The sequence below is a fragment of the Pseudomonas izuensis genome (assembly GCF_002356535.2).
Lineage (GTDB): Bacteria > Pseudomonadota > Gammaproteobacteria > Pseudomonadales > Pseudomonadaceae > Aquipseudomonas > Aquipseudomonas izuensis.
Window position 1 is genome coordinate 2,024,117 of sequence record NZ_AP017423.2, and the last position, 16,551, is coordinate 2,040,667.

General features: G+C 58.1%; 20 protein-coding genes and 1 tRNA gene. 17 read left to right on the forward strand and 4 right to left on the reverse strand.

The features are described from left to right. Positions 1-28 precede the first annotated feature (28 nt). Genes LAB08_RS09140 through LAB08_RS09165 form a run of 6 tightly spaced genes read left to right on the forward strand, consistent with a single transcriptional unit; the run spans position 29 to position 5,988 of the window. Complete coding sequence (locus tag LAB08_RS09140) at positions 29-1,582, forward strand: sugar ABC transporter ATP-binding protein (RefSeq protein ID WP_096512532.1); 1,554 nt, start codon at positions 29-31, stop codon at positions 1,580-1,582. Continuing rightward, entirely contained in the window at positions 1,579-2,556 is a 978-nt protein-coding gene (locus LAB08_RS09145) for an ABC transporter permease (protein ID WP_096512531.1), read from the forward strand. Before LAB08_RS09140 ends, LAB08_RS09145 begins: the two co-directional genes overlap by 4 nt. A 3-nt stretch (positions 2,557-2,559) precedes the next feature. Continuing rightward, the gene (locus tag LAB08_RS09150) at positions 2,560-3,579 is read left to right on the forward strand and encodes a LacI family DNA-binding transcriptional regulator (protein WP_096512530.1); all 1,020 of its coding nucleotides are present in this window, start codon (positions 2,560-2,562) and stop codon (positions 3,577-3,579) included. Positions 3,580-3,603: 24 nt separating this feature from the next. Next, positions 3,604-4,521: a ribokinase gene (gene rbsK, locus LAB08_RS09155; RefSeq protein WP_096512529.1), complete on the forward strand. Its 918-nt coding sequence runs from the start codon at positions 3,604-3,606 to the stop codon at positions 4,519-4,521. After that, the gene (gene rbsD, locus LAB08_RS09160) at positions 4,518-4,922 is read left to right on the forward strand and encodes a D-ribose pyranase (protein WP_096512528.1); all 405 of its coding nucleotides are present in this window, start codon (positions 4,518-4,520) and stop codon (positions 4,920-4,922) included. The genes rbsK and rbsD overlap by 4 nt, the downstream gene beginning before the upstream one ends. A gap of 37 nt (positions 4,923-4,959) precedes the next feature. Continuing rightward, on the forward strand, positions 4,960-5,988 hold the full coding sequence (locus LAB08_RS09165) for a nucleoside hydrolase (protein WP_096512527.1): 1,029 nt from the start codon (positions 4,960-4,962) through the stop codon (positions 5,986-5,988). A gap of 32 nt (positions 5,989-6,020) precedes the next feature. On the opposite strand, the gene LAB08_RS09170 is transcribed toward LAB08_RS09165, so the two are convergent. After that, the gene (locus tag LAB08_RS09170) at positions 6,021-6,233 is read right to left on the reverse strand and encodes a hypothetical protein (RefSeq protein ID WP_096512526.1); all 213 of its coding nucleotides are present in this window, start codon (positions 6,231-6,233) and stop codon (positions 6,021-6,023) included. Positions 6,234-6,365: 132 nt separating this feature from the next. On the opposite strand from LAB08_RS09170, the gene LAB08_RS09175 reads away from it, so the two are divergent. Together LAB08_RS09175 and LAB08_RS09180 are read left to right on the forward strand one after the other, a co-directional pair. After that, on the forward strand, positions 6,366-6,671 hold the full coding sequence (locus LAB08_RS09175; RefSeq protein WP_096512525.1) for a hypothetical protein: 306 nt from the start codon (positions 6,366-6,368) through the stop codon (positions 6,669-6,671). A 167-nt stretch (positions 6,672-6,838) separates the two neighbouring features. Continuing rightward, positions 6,839-7,159: an I78 family peptidase inhibitor gene (locus LAB08_RS09180; protein WP_096512524.1), complete on the forward strand. Its 321-nt coding sequence runs from the start codon at positions 6,839-6,841 to the stop codon at positions 7,157-7,159. A 71-nt stretch (positions 7,160-7,230) separates the two neighbouring features. On the opposite strand, the gene LAB08_RS09185 is transcribed toward LAB08_RS09180, so the two are convergent. Further along, positions 7,231-7,443 carry a cold-shock protein gene (locus LAB08_RS09185; RefSeq protein WP_003179963.1) on the reverse strand — a complete coding sequence of 71 codons (213 nt, stop codon included), beginning with the start codon at positions 7,441-7,443 and terminating at the stop codon, positions 7,231-7,233. Between the two features lie 292 nt (positions 7,444-7,735). Beyond that, entirely contained in the window at positions 7,736-8,038 is a 303-nt protein-coding gene (locus LAB08_RS09190; protein ID WP_096512523.1) for a hypothetical protein, read from the reverse strand. A 374-nt stretch (positions 8,039-8,412) separates the two neighbouring features. Between LAB08_RS09190 and thrS the strand changes: the two genes are divergently transcribed. From thrS to LAB08_RS09235, 9 genes are all read left to right on the forward strand, one after another. Then, positions 8,413-10,335, forward strand: coding sequence for a threonine--tRNA ligase (gene thrS / locus LAB08_RS09195; RefSeq protein ID WP_096512522.1), 1,923 nt, complete (start codon positions 8,413-8,415; stop codon positions 10,333-10,335). After that, a complete protein-coding gene (infC, locus tag LAB08_RS09200; RefSeq protein WP_169843736.1) occupies positions 10,335-10,886 on the forward strand; it encodes a translation initiation factor IF-3 in 552 nt (183 codons plus the stop codon). The genes thrS and infC overlap by 1 nt, the downstream gene beginning before the upstream one ends. Before the next feature lie 60 nt (positions 10,887-10,946). After that, positions 10,947-11,141: a 50S ribosomal protein L35 gene (gene rpmI / locus LAB08_RS09205; protein ID WP_002553160.1), complete on the forward strand. Its 195-nt coding sequence runs from the start codon at positions 10,947-10,949 to the stop codon at positions 11,139-11,141. A 28-nt stretch (positions 11,142-11,169) separates the two neighbouring features. Beyond that, positions 11,170-11,526, forward strand: a complete 357-nt coding sequence (rplT, locus tag LAB08_RS09210) for a 50S ribosomal protein L20 (protein WP_007905879.1) — start codon at positions 11,170-11,172, stop codon at positions 11,524-11,526. Between the two features lie 109 nt (positions 11,527-11,635). After that, positions 11,636-12,652 carry a phenylalanine--tRNA ligase subunit alpha gene (gene pheS / locus LAB08_RS09215; RefSeq protein ID WP_007940232.1) on the forward strand — a complete coding sequence of 339 codons (1,017 nt, stop codon included), beginning with the start codon at positions 11,636-11,638 and terminating at the stop codon, positions 12,650-12,652. A 26-nt stretch (positions 12,653-12,678) separates the two neighbouring features. After that, on the forward strand, positions 12,679-15,060 hold the full coding sequence (gene pheT / locus LAB08_RS09220) for a phenylalanine--tRNA ligase subunit beta (protein WP_096512521.1): 2,382 nt from the start codon (positions 12,679-12,681) through the stop codon (positions 15,058-15,060). Between the two features lie 3 nt (positions 15,061-15,063). Continuing rightward, complete coding sequence (ihfA, locus tag LAB08_RS09225; protein ID WP_002553164.1) at positions 15,064-15,366, forward strand: integration host factor subunit alpha; 303 nt, start codon at positions 15,064-15,066, stop codon at positions 15,364-15,366. Then, a complete protein-coding gene (locus LAB08_RS09230) occupies positions 15,347-15,703 on the forward strand; it encodes a MerR family transcriptional regulator (protein WP_003179985.1) in 357 nt (118 codons plus the stop codon). The genes ihfA and LAB08_RS09230 overlap by 20 nt, the downstream gene beginning before the upstream one ends. Before the next feature lie 88 nt (positions 15,704-15,791). Next, positions 15,792-15,868 (forward strand) — tRNA-Pro (locus LAB08_RS09235). Positions 15,869-16,262: 394 nt separating this feature from the next. Here LAB08_RS09235 and LAB08_RS09240 read toward each other — a convergent pair. Then, complete coding sequence (locus LAB08_RS09240; RefSeq protein ID WP_096512520.1) at positions 16,263-16,535, reverse strand: hypothetical protein; 273 nt, start codon at positions 16,533-16,535, stop codon at positions 16,263-16,265. Between the last annotated feature and the right edge of the window lie 16 nt (positions 16,536-16,551).

The following is a 16,551-nucleotide window of genomic DNA, read 5'->3' on the forward strand; positions in this document are numbered from 1 at the left end:
CGCCCGGGCGGGCACATGGAGAGTTTTTATGTCCGTTCGCGCCCCGAACGCTGTCCTGTCAGTCAGCGGTATCGGCAAGACCTACGCCCAACCGGTGCTGACCGGCATCGACCTGACGCTCATGCGCGGTGAAGTGCTGGCGCTGACCGGTGAAAACGGCGCAGGCAAAAGCACGCTGTCGAAAATCATGGGTGGACTGGTCGCGCCGACCACTGGCCAGATGCAATTTCAGGGACAGGATTATCGTCCTGGCAGCCGCACTCAGGCGGAAGACCTGGGCATCCGCATGGTCATGCAGGAACTCAATCTGCTGCCCACCCTGTCGGTGGCGGAAAACCTCTTTCTCCATAACCTGCCTAGCAACGGCGGCTGGATCAATCGCAAGCAATTGCGCAAGGCCGCGATCGAAGCCATGGCTCAGGTCGGGCTCGACGCGATCGATCCGGACACGCTTGTCGGTGAACTCGGCATCGGCCACCAGCAAATGGTCGAGATCGCCCGCAACCTGATCGGCGATTGCCACGTGCTGATCCTCGACGAACCGACCGCGATGCTCACGGCCCGGGAGGTCGAGATGCTGTTCGAGCAGATCACCCGTCTGCAGGCGCGTGGTGTGTCGATCATCTATATCTCCCATCGCCTCGAAGAACTGGCCCGGGTCGCCCAGCGCATTGCAGTGCTGCGCGATGGCCATCTGGTGTGCGTCGAGCCGATGGCCAATTACAACAGCGAGCAATTGGTCACTTTGATGGTGGGCCGAGAACTGGGTGAACACATCGACATGGGGCCGCGCAACATCGGGGCTCCGGCGTTGACGGTTCAGGGCCTGACCCGTGCCGATAAGGTTCGTGATGTGTCGTTCGAGGTACGCGCCGGCGAGATCTTCGGCATTTCCGGCCTGATCGGGGCAGGGCGCACCGAATTGCTGCGCCTGATCTTCGGCGCCGATACCGCGGACAGCGGCACGGTGGCGCTGGGCTCGCCGGCTCAGGTCGTCAGCATCCGTTCTCCCGTGGATGCGGTCGGTCATGGCATCGCCCTGATCACCGAGGACCGCAAGGGTGAAGGCCTGCTGTTGACGCAGTCGATCAGCGCCAACATCGCGCTGGGCAATATGCCCGGCATCTCCAGCGGCGGCTTCGTCAACAACGGCGACGAGACCTCCCTGGCCCAGCGTCAGATCGACGCCATGCACATCCGCAGTTCCGGTCCGACACAGTTGGTGTCCGAATTGTCAGGCGGCAACCAGCAGAAAGTGGTAATCGGTCGTTGGCTGGAGCGCGATTGCTCGGTGCTGCTGTTCGACGAGCCGACCCGGGGCATCGACGTCGGTGCCAAGTTCGACATTTATGCGCTGCTCGGCGAATTGACCCGCCAGGGCAAGGCACTGGTGGTGGTGTCCAGCGACCTGCGTGAATTGATGCTGATCTGCGACCGGATCGGCGTGCTGTCGGCGGGGCGTCTGATCGACACGTTCGAGCGCGACAGCTGGACCCAGGATGATTTGCTTGCCGCTGCATTTGCCGGCTACCAAAAACGTGATGCGCTGCTCAACGAAGCAGCGCCTAGGGATCTTCCATGAAAACCGCTTCTTTAGCCGGCAAACCCAGCGGCAATTTTTTTGGCCTCGGCACTTATCTGGGCCTGGCCGGTGCCTTGCTGGCGATGGTGGTGCTGTTCTCGATCCTGAGCAGCCATTTTCTGTCTTACGACACCTTCAGCACCTTGGCCAACCAGATTCCTGACCTGATGGTCCTGGCGGTCGGCATGACCTTCGTGTTGATTATCGGCGGCATCGATCTGTCGGTGGGGTCGGTGCTGGCGCTCGCTGCGTCGACAGTCAGCGTGGCGATTCTCGGCTGGGGCTGGAATGTCCTGCCCGCGGCATTGCTCGGCATGGTGGTGGCTGCGCTGGCCGGAACCCTCACGGGTTCGATCACCGTGGCGTGGCGCATACCGTCGTTCATCGTTTCCCTCGGCGTGCTGGAGATGGCCCGCGGCGTGGCGTACCAGATGACCGGTTCGCGCACGGCGTACATCGGCGATGCCTTCGCCTGGTTTTCCAATCCGATCGCCTTCGGTATTTCGCCGTCCTTTATCATTGCGTTGCTGATCATCTTCATCGCCCAGGCCGTGTTGACCCGTACCGTGTTCGGTCGCTACCTGATCGGCATCGGCACCAACGAAGAAGCGGTGCGGCTGGCGGGGATCAATCCCAAGCCTTACAAAGTCCTGGTGTTCAGCCTGATGGGGTTGTTGGCCGGGATCGCCGCGCTGTTTCAGATTTCGCGCCTGGAAGCGGCGGACCCGAATGCGGGCTCCGGCCTGGAGCTGCAAGTGATCGCCGCAGTGGTGATCGGTGGCACCAGCTTGATGGGGGGGCGTGGTTCGGTGATCAGCACGTTCTTTGGCGTGTTGATCATTTCCGTATTGGCGGCCGGCCTGGCGCAGATCGGCGCAACCGAACCCACCAAGCGCATCATCACCGGCGCGGTGATCGTGGTCGCGGTGGTGCTCGATACCTATCGCAGTCAACGCGCAAGCCGGCGGACCTGAACCATGGCAACGATCAAGGATGTAGCAGCACTCGCGGGGATTTCCTACACAACGGTTTCCCACGTGGTGAACAAGACCCGGCCGGTCAGCGAAGAGGTGCGGATCAAGGTCGAGGCGGCGATCAAAACCCTGGACTATGTACCCAGCGCCGTGGCCCGGTCCCTCAAGGCCAAAACCACGGCGACCATCGGTTTGCTGGTGCCCAACAGTCTTAACCCGTACTTCGCCGAGCTGGCCCGGGGCATCGAGGATTGCTGCGAGCGCAATGGTTATTGCGTAATCCTCTGCAACTCTGACGATAACCCGGATAAGCAACGCAATTACCTGCGGATGCTGCTGGAAAAACGCATCGACGGGCTGATCGTCGCATCGGCGGGTGGTGATAGCGGGTTGGCGCAGGGCTTATCGGGCGTACGCACGCCGATGGTGATCGTAGACCGCGGGCTGGAAGGCGTCGATGCGGACCTGGTGCGCATCGATCACGAATACGGTGCCTACCTGGCGACCCGGCACCTGCTGGAATTGGGGCACCGTGACATCGCCACCATCAGCGGTCCGGCAACGACCCGCGTGGCGCAGATGCGTCTGGCCGGTTTCCGCCGGGCACTGAAAGACGCGGGCATCGAAGTGCGCGGCGAGCGCATGCTGGAAAGTGACTTCACCAGCACCGGTGGCTACAACGCTGCCGCGATCCTGCTGGAGCGCAACCCGCCCAGCGCCATCTTCGCCGCCAACGACATGATCGGTATCGGCGTGCTGCGAGCTGCCGCCGAGCGCAATGTGCGCGTACCGACGCAGCTGTCGGTAATCGGCTTCGACGATATCCAGATGAGTCGTTATGTCTATCCGGCGTTGACCACGGTGGGGCAGTCGATCCTGCAGCTTGGCGAAATGGCCGCCGAAGTGCTGCTGCGCCGGATCGCCACGCCGGATCTGGCGACTGAACAGCGGATCGTGACGCCAAGCATTGTTATGCGTGAATCGACCGCGCCACTGGCCGGTGTGTTTGCCGAATACCGCTAAAACTGATTAAACGAGTAGTGATGAATGCCAGCAAAAGTAGTGGTTATAGGCAGCCTGAACATGGACCTGGTGACCCGGGCCCCGAGGCTGCCGCAGGGTGGTGAAACGTTGATCGGCCATTCGTTTACCAAGGTCTGCGGCGGCAAGGGTGCGAATCAGGCCGTGGCCGCCGCGCGATTGGGGGCTCAGGTGTCGATGGTCGGCTGCGTGGGGCGCGATGCCTATGGTGAAGAGCTTCGCGCGGCCCTGTTGGCCGAGCAGGTCGATTGTCAGGCGGTCAGCACCGTGGACGATTCCAGTGGTGTGGCGTTGATTGTGGTCGATGACAACAGCCAGAACGCGATCGTGATCGTCGCGGGTGCCAACGGCGCACTGACGCCGGCAGTGGTCGGCTGCTTCGATTCGGTCCTGCAGGCCGCCGATGTGATTATTTGTCAGCTGGAAGTGCCGGATGCCACGGTGGGCCACGCGCTCAAGCGCAGTCGGGAACTGGGCAAGATCGTGATCCTCAATCCGGCACCGGCCAGTCGCCCGTTGCCTGCAAATTGGTATGAGAACATCGATTACCTGATTCCCAACGAGAGCGAAGCGTCGACGCTGAGCGGTTTGCCGGTGGACTCTCGGCAAACCGCGCAAGCCGCTGCAAGCCGCCTGATCGAGTTGGGCGCCGGCAAGGTGATCATCACCCTCGGGGCCCAAGGCTCGCTACTGGCCGATGGCCAACGCATCGAACATTTCCCTGCGCCAACCGTGAAGGCAGTCGACACCACGGCGGCCGGCGATACGTTCGTCGGTGGTTTTGCCGCTGCGCTGGCGGGCGGTAAAGGCGAAGCCGAAGCGATCCGTTTCGGCCAGGTTGCCGCAGCGTTGTCGGTCACCCGAGCCGGCGCGCAACCCTCGATTCCCACCTTGTCCGAAGTGCAGGCGTTCAAGACACCATGAAAAAGACACCCTTGCTCAACGTTGCACTGTCGAGGCTGATCGCTTCCCTGGGGCATGGCGACACCGTGGTGATCGGCGATGCGGGTCTGCCGGTACCGCCCGGTGTCGAGTTGATCGACCTGGCCTTGACCCACGGTATTCCGGATTTCATCGGCACCCTGAAAGTTGTTCTCAGCGAGATGCAGGTTGAAAGTCATGTGCTGGCCCGGGAAATCCTGGAGAAAAGGCCGTCGGCACTGGCTGCTCTGGATGAGCTGAGTGGCGAGGGTGCCCTCGGGCAGCGTGATCTGCTCAGTCATGAGCAATTGAAGGTCCTTAGCCGACAGGCCCGGGCGATTGTTCGGACCGGCGAATGCCAGCCGTACTGCAACATCGTTTTGGTCGCCGGGGTGACGTTCTGACAGGTTTTTATGCTCTACCCTGCACAAGGAGTGCGCCCTGTATCGTTATGCCCGGAAACTGCCTCATCTGCTTCGGAGTCTGCTGCTTTTGTCCCTGATTACCGCAAACGGCGCCCACGCGGCGGAAAAGATCGACTTGATCATCGACACCGACCCCGGTGCCGACGATGTGATTGCCCTGCTGTTTGCACTGGCATCGCCGCAGGAGTTGAGCATCCGCGCATTGACCACTGTCGCCGGCAACGTACGCCTGGACAAGACCTCGCGTAACGCAAGGCTGGCTCGTGAGTGGGCTGGGCGCGAGGACGTACCGGTTTATGCAGGAGCGAAGAAGCCGCTGATGCGCAAACCCATCTATGCCGAGGACATCCATGGCAAGGAAGGGCTATCGGGCATCACTGTCCATGAGCCGAAGAAAGGCCTGGCCGAGGGCAATGCGATCCAGTACCTGATCGACACCCTGATGGCGGCCAAGTCCCATAGCATCACCATTGCCATACTCGGACCACAGACCAACCTGGCCCTGGCACTGATCCAGGAGCCGGAAATAGTCCGGGGCATCAAGGAAGTGGTGATCATGGGCGGCGCGCACTTCAACGGCGGCAACATTACGCCCGTGGCAGAGTTCAACCTGTTCGCCGATCCTCAGGCAGCCGAGGTGGTGCTCAAGAGCGGTGTGAAACTGACTTACCTGCCGCTGGACGTGACCCACAAGATCCTCACCAGCGACACGCGTCTGCAGCAGATTGCGGCATTGAACAACAACGCGAGCAAACGGGTGGTCGACATTCTGAATGAATACATCAAGGCTGATATGGAGCACTACGGCATTCCGGGTGGTCCGGTGCATGACGCAACGGTTATCGCCTATCTGCTCAGGCCGCAGCTATTCAGTGGTCGTGAGGTGAATGTCGTGATTGATAGTCGCGAAGGTCCAACCCTTGGCCAGACCATCGTCGATTGGTACGACAGTCTCAAGGCGCCGAAAAATGCCTTCTGGGTTGAAAATGGCGATGCCCAGGGCTTCTTCGATTTGCTGACCGAGCGCCTTGCGCGCCTGAAGTAGCCCTCGGACTGCAGGTGCCTGCCGGCGGTTTTTTACGCCTTGCCGGTATGGGGTGCACCCAAGTGATTGATTTCGTATTTTTCGAAAATTTGCGCGATAAATTGCTGGGCTGCTTCGGTTCCCAGTCCTTTGACCAATAGATCGATACCGATGATTGCCAGCTCTTCCGGACTGCCCGGACTGTAAGAGCTGTGGCCTTGTGGCCACTTGACAGTGATGTTGGCGTCGATGCTTACGGTGGTCATGATGGCGCTCGTGCAGTCGGAAAAGTCGAAGTGTCGAGTTAACCATTTTGCGGCGCTTTTGGCACTCCGACTTAGGAATGAGTAGAGGGCTATGCGACACTGGGTCCTTGATGACTTTTCAAGGACTGTGCTGTGCAGATCGATCTGAACACCCCTGACGGCTTGACCCTTGACGCAGTGCGTCAGCTGCTGGCATCAGCCAGCGACGATGAGCACACGCAATTGCGTGTGACCAAGGGCGGCATCGCCTATATTTCTTCGGGGGTCGTGGGCGGCACCGATATCGACGGATTGCTGTTCCGACTGGAAACCTGGGCCAAGGGTTCCGGTTATGTCGGGCGTGTCGCAGCCAGCGACGAGGTCTGGGTGATGCAGATTTTCAATGCGCTGAAACAGAACTGGCCGAAACCGGCCTTTGATTACATCGACGTCTATTGAGCGTTATTAATATTCAGTCACGATTGAAGGGTGAAGTGCAGGGTAGTGCTCAGGCAAACTCGCCGTTTGTCCGTAGTCAAAGGGCAGATCGTCAGTCTTCCCGTGAAACCAAACGCCGGAATGGCGGTCGCACGATCTCAGCTTAACTCTCGAAAATAGGAGGCTTCATGCCTTGGAAGCTCGCGTCATTGGGTACTTTGTTGGCCGTTGCCATGCTGGCCGGCTGCAGCACTGCCACCACCGAGTCGGCAACTGACCCTGTAACGACGACTGACACAGGTTACAGCCGTTGCGAGGCCAAAGCGGCCGAATTCACCATTGGCAAACAGGCTTCACCTGAATTGCTGGAGCAGGCGCGTACACGGGCCGGCGCACAGAATGCGCGGTTCCTCCTGCCTACCGACATGGTGACGATGGAGTACCGCTCAGATCGTCTGAACCTCAATACCGATGCCAATCGGATCGTCACCCGCGTCAACTGCGGCTGATCGTTCAGGCTTTTGCATTGCCCACAAAAAACCCCGTCACATGGACGGGGTTTTTTTAGTGCGCCTGGATATTACTCTGGGCGAACTTGAGCAGCTTGCATACCCTTTTGGCCTTTCTCAGCCACGAAGGAAACGGTTTGGCCTTCTTTCAGGCTTTTGAAACCGTCGCTTTCGATAGCTTTGAAGTGTACGAACAGGTCGTCACCGCCACCTTGAGGAGTGATGAAGCCGAAGCCTTTTTCATCGTTGAACCATTTAACGGTGCCGGTTTGGCGATTAGACATGGTGTATCTCCAAGAAACATATATTTTCAGTAGTACTGTGCTGCTCAGGCCAACTGGGCACACCGGGGTATCATAGTCGAAATGTTCGCTTTGGGAGCCCCCCGCGGGTGCTGTTTGCCCTACAGTCGCACATTCTTTGTTGCCTGATATGGCTGAAAGCCCCGGTTTTAAAGGCTTTCAGTCGAAAGTAAAGGTGATAAAAAAAGCTGTAAAACCTGCATAAATCGTAGGAAAAAGCGATTTTCAGAGGCCATTCATCAGCTGAAAGCGCTTTTTTACCGCCTTGCCAGGCTTATTTTTTCGCCGGGTTGGTGGCCTTGCACTTGGAAATCTGGGTCAAAGCCTGTTGCTGCAGTTCCGCGCTGGCTTTGTTCTCCATCAGGGATTTCAGGTCGCTGGCCGGGTACGATTTGAGTGCGTCGGCGCCACAAGCGCAATGGGCTTTTGCCGCGGCCTCACCGATAGTTTGTGCGGCCGCAGGTACGCATTGCGCCATGTATTTCTCGCGTTCGCCCTTTGGCCAGTCAGCGTGGGCGGCTAAAGGCAACAGCAGGGCGATGGGTGCGACTACAGCGAACAAACGATTCAGACGCATGCTGGGATACTCCTTGTGGGTCAATGTGTAGTTATCTGAGGGGTAGACCGGGCTTCAAGTTCAGCACTCTGGCATAAAAACGATTGATTTACCCCGTTGGAAAAGCTGTATCCCGCGACGACCGTTCATCTGTGTTAGCATGCTTGGCTCGCGTGTTTACAGGTATCGGTTGACCTTCAGTCCCGGCCGCGGTGAGCGCGCGAATAACCCTGATTTGAATCCCAGTCACTCTGGTTCGGTTTTCCGGTTGGCCGCAAGGCTCCTGCCGCTGTAAGGCAGGCGTTCGTCATTGAATGGCCTGGACCGGATCTTGTACTGGCTCATCCCAACCCACGTGACCTTTGGTAGGGGTCACCACTAGGAGAGGAGGCGCCATGCCAACTATTACTCTTCCCGACGGCAGTCAACGTTCATTCGATCACCCGGTTTCCATCGCCGAGGTCGCCGCATCCATTGGTGCTGGCCTGGCCAAGGCCACCGTGGCCGGAAAGGTCAATGGCAAGCTGGCCGATGCCAGCGACATCATCGACAGCGACGCTTCGCTGCAAATCATCACGCCAAAGGATGAAGAGGGGCTGGAGATCATTCGCCACTCTTGCGCCCACCTGGTGGGTCACGCGGTCAAGCAGTTGTACCCGACCGCCAAAATGGTCATCGGTCCGGTCATCGACGAAGGTTTCTATTACGACATCGCCTTCGAGCGTCCTTTCACTCCGGACGACCTGGCCGCCATCGAACAGCGCATGCAGCAGCTGATCGAGAAAGATTATGACGTGATCAAGAAAGTCACTCCGCGCGCCGAAGTGATCGAAGTGTTCAAGGCCCGTGGCGAAGACTACAAACTGCGCCTGGTCGAGGACATGCCGAACGAACAGTCCATGGGGCTGTACTATCACGAAGAATACGTCGACATGTGCCGCGGTCCGCACGTGCCGAACACTCGCTTCCTCAAATCCTTCAAGTTGACCAAGTTGTCCGGCGCCTACTGGCGTGGCGATGCCAAAAACGAGCAATTGCAGCGCGTTTATGGCACGGCGTGGGCCGACAAGAAGCAGCTGGCTGCCTATATCCAGCGCATCGAAGAAGCCGAGAAGCGCGATCACCGCAAGATCGGCAAGCGCCTGGGCCTGTTCCACACCCAGGAAGAGTCTCCGGGCATGGTGTTCTGGCACCCGAACGGCTGGACCCTGTACCAGGTGCTCGAGCAGTACATGCGCAAGGTGCAGCGCGACAACGGCTACCTGGAAATCAAGACGCCTCAGGTCGTTGACCGCAGCCTGTGGGAGAAATCCGGGCACTGGGCCAACTACGCCGACAACATGTTCACCACCCAGTCGGAAAACCGCGACTACGCCATCAAGCCGATGAACTGCCCTTGCCACGTGCAGGTGTTCAATCAAGGCCTGAAGAGCTACCGCGAGTTGCCGATGCGTCTGGCCGAGTTCGGTGCCTGCCACCGTAACGAGCCATCGGGCGCATTGCACGGCATCATGCGTGTGCGTGCGTTCACTCAGGATGACGCCCACATCTTCTGCACCGAAGAGCAGATGCAGGCTGAATCCGCTGCGTTCATCAAGCTGACCATGGACGTCTACGCCGATTTCGGCTTTAAAGACGTCGAAATGAAGCTCTCCACTCGTCCGGAAAAGCGCGTCGGTTCCGATGAGTTGTGGGATCGCGCAGAAGCGGCACTGGCTGCAGCCCTTGATAGCGCGGGCCTGCCGTACGATCTGCAGCCGGGTGAGGGCGCGTTCTATGGTCCGAAGATCGAGTTCTCGCTGAAAGATTGCCTCGGCCGTGTCTGGCAGTGTGGTACCCTGCAGCTCGATTTTAACCTGCCTGTCCGTCTGGGCGCCGAATACGTCTCCGAAGACAACAGCCGCAAGCATCCGGTGATGTTGCACCGGGCGATCCTGGGTTCCTTCGAGCGTTTCGTCGGAATTCTGATCGAGCACTACGAGGGTGCATTCCCTGCGTGGCTGGCGCCGACCCAGGCAGTGGTGATGAATATCACTGATAAACAGGCAGATTTTGTCGCCGAAGTGGAAAAAACTCTCAACGAAAGCGGGTTTCGTGCCAAGTCTGACTTGAGAAATGAAAAGATCGGCTTTAAAATCCGCGAGCATACCTTGCTCAAGGTTCCCTATCTCTTGGTTATTGGAGATAAGGAAGTCGAGATGCAGACTGTCGCTGTGCGTACTCGTGAAGGTGCTGACCTGGGCTCGATGCCCGTCGCCCAGTTCGCCGAGTTCCTCGCGCAAGCGGTTTCCCGGCGTGGTCGCCAAGATTCGGAGTAATTATTATTAAGCGTGAAATGAGACAAGATAAACGAGCTGCACCGAAAGCCCCGATCAACGAGAATATCTCGGCACGCGAGGTTCGGTTAATTGGCGCTGACGGCGAGCAGATTGGCATCGTCTCGATTGATGAAGCGCTTCGTATTGCTGAAGAAGCCAAGCTTGATCTGGTAGAAATCTCCGCCGACGCTGTCCCGCCTGTTTGCCGGGTGATGGACTACGGCAAATCGATCTTCGAAAAGAAGAAGCAGATTGCTGCGGCGAAGAAGAACCAGAAGCAGATTCAGGTAAAAGAAATCAAGTTTCGTCCAGGGACGGAGGAAGGGGATTACCAGGTAAAACTGCGCAACCTGGTACGTTTCCTGAGTGACGGGGACAGGGCCAAGGTATCCTTGCGATTCCGCGGCCGTGAGATGGCCCACCAGGAGCTGGGGATGGAACTCCTCAAGCGAGTTGAAGGTGACTTGCTCGAGTACGGTTCGGTCGAACAGCATCCTAAGATGGAAGGACGCCAGCTGATCATGGTCATCGCCCCGAAAAAGAAGAAGTAATCAACAGGGCACGGCAGGCCTTCTGATTATGTTTATCAACTGAATGCGGAGTATCCGAACATGCCAAAAATGAAGACCAAAAGTGGTGCTGCTAAGCGGTTTCTGAAAACTGCTAACGGTATCAAGCACAAGCACGCTTTCAAGAGCCACATCCTGACCAAAATGTCGACCAAGCGTAAGCGTCAACTGCGCGGTAGCAGCTTGCTGCATCCGTCTGACGTGGCAAAAGTCGAGCGCATGCTGCGCCTTCGTTAATTTTAGTCAAGAATAGAGGAAGTAACTCATGGCTCGTGTAAAGCGTGGCGTCATTGCCCGTAAGCGTCACAAAAAAATTCTGAAACTTGCTAAAGGCTACTACGGCGCACGCTCCCGCGTATTCCGTGTTGCCAAGCAAGCGGTAATCAAGGCAGGCCAATACGCCTACCGTGACCGTCGTCAGAAAAAACGTCAGTTCCGCGCTCTGTGGATCGCTCGTATCAACGCTGGTGCTCGTATCAACGGTCTGTCCTACAGCCGTTTCATCGCCGGCCTGAAAAAAGCGTCCATCGAGATCGACCGTAAGGTTCTGGCTGATCTGGCAGTGAACGAAAAAGCGGCGTTTGCTGCGATTGTCGAGAAAGCTAAAGCCACCTTGGCTTAAGTACCCCCGACAGTCACCCGGCCTCACCTCTGTGGGGTCAGGTGTTAAACGTCATAAATAGGGGAAGAGCCTTCAAGCTCTTCCCCTATTTTGTATCTGGAGTCTGTACATGGAAAACCTGGACGCGCTCGTCTCTCAAGCTCTAGAGGCTGTGCAAAGCGCTGAAGATATCAATGCCCTGGAGCAAATCCGGGTTCACTACCTTGGCAAAAAAGGTGAATTGACTCAGGTGATGAAGACCCTGGGGAATTTGCCGGCAGAGGAGCGTCCGCAAGTCGGCGCGCTGATCAACGTCGCCAAGGAGCGTGTCACAGAGGTTCTCAATGCGCGCAAGGCGTTGTTCGAGGAGGCTGATCTCGCAGCCAAGCTCGCCGCCGAATCCATTGACGTGACCCTGCCTGGCCGCGGCCAGACCTCAGGCGGTCTGCATCCGGTTACCCGGACTCTGGAGCGTATCGAGCAGTTCTTCACCCACATCGGCTACGGCATCGCCGAAGGCCCTGAGGTCGAAGACGACTACCACAACTTCGAGGCGCTCAACATCCCAGGCCATCACCCGGCCCGGTCGATGCATGACACCTTCTATTTCAATGCCAACATGTTGTTGCGCACCCATACCTCGCCGGTACAGGTCCGCACCATGGAATCGAAACAGCCGCCGATCCGCATCGTCTGCCCAGGCCGTGTGTATCGCAGCGACTCCGATATCACCCACTCGCCGATGTTCCACCAGGTCGAAGGCCTGCTGGTCGACCGCGACATCAACTTCGCCGACCTGAAGGGGACCATCGAAGAGTTCCTGCGCGTGTTCTTTGAAAAAGAACTGGCAGTGCGCTTCCGTCCTTCGTACTTCCCGTTCACCGAGCCATCCGCTGAAGTCGACATGGAATGCGTGATGTGCAGCGGTAAAGGCTGCCGTGTCTGCAAGCAGACAGGCTGGCTGGAAGTCATGGGTTGCGGCATGGTTCACCCGAACGTGCTGCGCATGTCCGGGATCGACCCGGAAGAGTTTTCGGGCTTTGCCTTCGGCATGGGCGTTGAGCGTCTGGCCATGCTGCGTTACGGCGTGAACGACTTGCGTCTGTTCTTCGACAACGACTTGCGGTTCCTCGCGCAATTTCGCTAGTCGTAACGAATTCTTAGGAGAGCAGGATGAAATTCAGTGAACAATGGCTGCGTGGCTGGGTAAGCCCGCAGGTAAGTCGCGACGAGCTGGTTGCTCGTCTGTCGATGGCCGGTCTTGAGGTCGATAGCGTAACGCCGGCCGCCGGTGTTTTCAGTGGCGTGATCGTGGGCGAGGTGCTGAGCACCGAACAGCACCCGGACGCCGACAAGCTGCGCGTTTGCCAGGTCAGCAATGGCTCGGAGACCTTCCAAGTCGTGTGTGGCGCACCCAACGTGCGCCCAGGCCTGAAGATCCCGTTCGCCACCATCGGTGCCGAGCTGCCGGGCGACTTCAAGATCAAGAAAGCCAAGCTGCGTGGCGTCGAGTCCAACGGCATGCTGTGCTCGCAAGCCGAGCTGCAAGTAGGAGAGGGCAACGACGGTCTGATGGAGCTGCCGGCCGATGCGCCGGTCGGTCAGGACATTCGTGAATACCTGAACCTGGACGATGCCAGCATCGAAGTCGATCTGACGCCGAACCGTGGCGACTGCCTGTCTCTGGCTGGTCTGGCCCGCGAAGTTGGCGCGCTGTACGCCGCTCAGGTCACCCGCCCGGTGGTTGCACCTGTTCCACCTGCGCACGATGAAGTGCGTTCGGTTGAAGTGCTGGCACCCGCTGCCTGCCCGCGTTATCTGGGTCGTGTCATCCGTAACGTCGACCTGACCAAACCTACACCGTTGTGGATGGTCGAGCGCCTGCGTCGCGCCGACGTTCGCAGCATCGACGCTGCCGTCGACATCACCAACTACGTGATGCTGGAGCTGGGTCAACCCCTGCACGCATTCGATCTCGCCGAAATCAACGGCGGCATCCGCGTGCGCATGGCCGAAGAAGGCGAGAAGCTGGTACTGCTCGACGGTCAGGAAGTCAGCCTGCGTAGCGATACCCTGGTGATTGCCGACCACACCCGCGCGTTGGCAATCGCCGGCGTCATGGGTGGTGAGCACAGCGGCGTCAACACCGCGACCACGCGTGACATCTTCCTGGAAAGCGCGTTCTTCGATCAGATCGCCGTCGCTGGCAAGGCCCGCTCCTATGGCCTGCACACCGATGCGTCGCACCGCTACGAGCGCGGCGTGGACTGGAAACTGGCCCGTGAAGCCATGGAACGCGCCACTGGCTTGCTGCTGGAGATCACTGGCGGTGAAGCCGGCCCGATCATCGAAACCGTCAGCGAGCAGCACTTGCCGTCGATCGCGCCGGTCACCCTGCGTGCCCAGCGCATCACCCAGATGCTGGGTATGGAAATGGACTCGGCTGAAGTCGAGCGTCTGCTCAGCGGCCTGGGTCTGACGATTACGGCCGACGGAGCAGGGCAGTGGCGAGTAGAAGTGCCAAGCCATCGCTTCGATATCAGCCTGGAAGTCGACCTGATCGAAGAGCTGGCCCGTCTGTACGGTTACAACCGTCTGCCGGTTCGTTACCCGCAAGCGCGCCTGGCGCCGCAAGCCAAGGCCGAAGCACGTAGTGATCTGCCGGAACTGCGCCGTCTGCTGGTTGCCCGTGGTTATCAGGAAGCAATCACCTACAGCTTCATCGATCCGAAACAATTTGAGCTGTTTAATCCGGGTGTTGAACCACTGCTGCTGGCCAACCCGATATCCAACGACATGGCTGCCATGCGCTCGTCGCTGTGGCCTGGCCTGGTCAAGGCGCTTCAGCACAACCTGAACCGTCAGCAGGATCGCGTTCGTTTGTTCGAAAGCGGTTTGCGTTTCGTCGGTCAGCTCGAAGGCTTGAAGCAAGAGCCGATGCTGGCGGGTGTGGTTTGCGGTAGCCGTCTACCGGAAGGCTGGGCGCAAGGTCGCGATGTCGTCGACTTCTTCGACGTCAAGGCAGACGTGGAAGCTGTGCTGGGCTTCGCCGGTGCACTGGATGCGTTCACATTCGTGCCGGGCAAGCACCCAGCGTTGCACCCGGGTCAAACCGCGCGCATCGAACGTGAGGGCCGACTGGTCGGTTTCGTCGGCGCCATCCACCCGGAACTGTCGAAAACCCTGGGTCTGGATCGCCCGGTATTCGTTTTCGAGCTGGTTCTGGCGGAAGTGGCGTCGGGCAAAATGCCAAAATTCCACGAGTTATCGCGTTTTCCTGAAGTGCGTCGTGACCTTGCCCTGATTGCGCACAAAGACGTCGCAGCCGCGGCAGTACTGGACGTAATCCGTGAAAATGCAGGCGAATGGCTGACAGACCTCAGGCTATTTGACGTGTATCAGGGTAAAGGCATTGATCCTGATAGAAAAAGCCTCGCAGTCGGCTTGACCTGGCAGCATCCATCGCGCACTCTTAATGACGATGAGGTGAATTCCACGACGCAAAACATCCTCACCTCGCTCGAACAAAGGTTGAACGCCACGTTAAGGAAGTGACGTATGGGGGCTTTGACGAAAGCTGAGATGGCGGAACGTCTGTACGAAGAGCTGGGCCTGAACAAGCGGGAAGCCAAGGAATTGGTCGAACTGTTTTTCGAGGAAATCAGGCACGCTCTTGAAGACAACGAGCAGGTCAAATTGTCCGGTTTCGGCAATTTCGACCTTCGGGACAAACGCCAGCGGCCTGGCCGCAACCCGAAAACGGGTGAAGAAATCCCGATCACGGCTCGCCGTGTGGTCACCTTTCGTCCAGGGCAGAAGTTGAAGGCCCGAGTTGAGGCTTATGCTGGAACCAAGTCATAACGACGAGCTTCCCGTCATCCCAGGCAAACGCTACTTCACCATTGGTGAAGTCAGCGAGCTGTGTGCGGTTAAACCGCACGTGCTGCGCTATTGGGAGCAGGAGTTTCCTCAACTCAACCCCGTCAAACGCCGCGGAAACCGTCGGTATTATCAGCGCCAGGACGTGCTGATGATCCGGCAGATCCGCGCGCTCCTTTACGATCAAGGATTCACCATCGGCGGCGCACGTCTGCGCTTGTCCGGTGATGAAGCCAAAGACGACACAACGCAATACAAGCAAATGATTCGCCAGATGATCGCTGAGCTCGAGGATGTTCTGGTGGTCCTCAAGAAATAAATTCTGCTTTTAAATACTTCCAGTTTTCAAAAGCTTGCGATATATTCTTGAGCGTTCCTCGAGAAGAGGAACAGGTTACACGCCTAGTCGGGGCGTAGCGCAGTCCGGTAGCGCACTAGCATGGGGTGCTAGGGGTCGAGTGTTCGAATCACTCCGTCCCGACCATTATTCCTGAGTAAAATCAGACACTTAAGCCGATCAGCTAGATCGGCTTTTTTGTGCCTGTGAGAAACCTCCACTTTAGGGCACATATAGGGCGCATGAGGAACATGTCTAGAACTCTCGCAGTTTTTGTCCTGCATGTGCTGCCCTAACATCGGTTGAAAACCTTTTCCTGTGCGTGTCTTTTTTCTCCGTGTGTTGAATTTCGGGATGTCTTTCAAATGCCGTTTTTTGGCGTGATTTCGGGGCTCACTTTGGTCGTGCCACGTCTCGTAAGAGTCAGTGAGGCGTTTTTCGACTCGCGTTATCCATCGGGCGCTCGGTATGCATCATGAGTTTGCCTGCGCTTTGAGACGGCTTTTAGGGCTTGTATAGCGCTGATAGTCTGATGCTCCGTCTAGCACTCGTCTCTACTTTGTTTCGATCCATCGTCCTTTGACTCCGCATCCCTTTCCAAGGTTTCTGCGTCGGCGCCTGAGTTCGCGCCAGAAGCTTCCTCACCTTTTTTATCGGCCTTGTCCTCCTTGGCTTCTGTACCGCCCTGGTTCACACCAGGAAGAGCTGCTGGAGGCACGGCAGAAGCTCCAGTCTTTTCGACAGCAAGCGCAAAGAGTGGGCAAAAGGAAAGCAAACCTGCGAGTGTGAGTGCAGTAGCTCTTTTGTTCGTCATGATGGCGGCCTTTCAG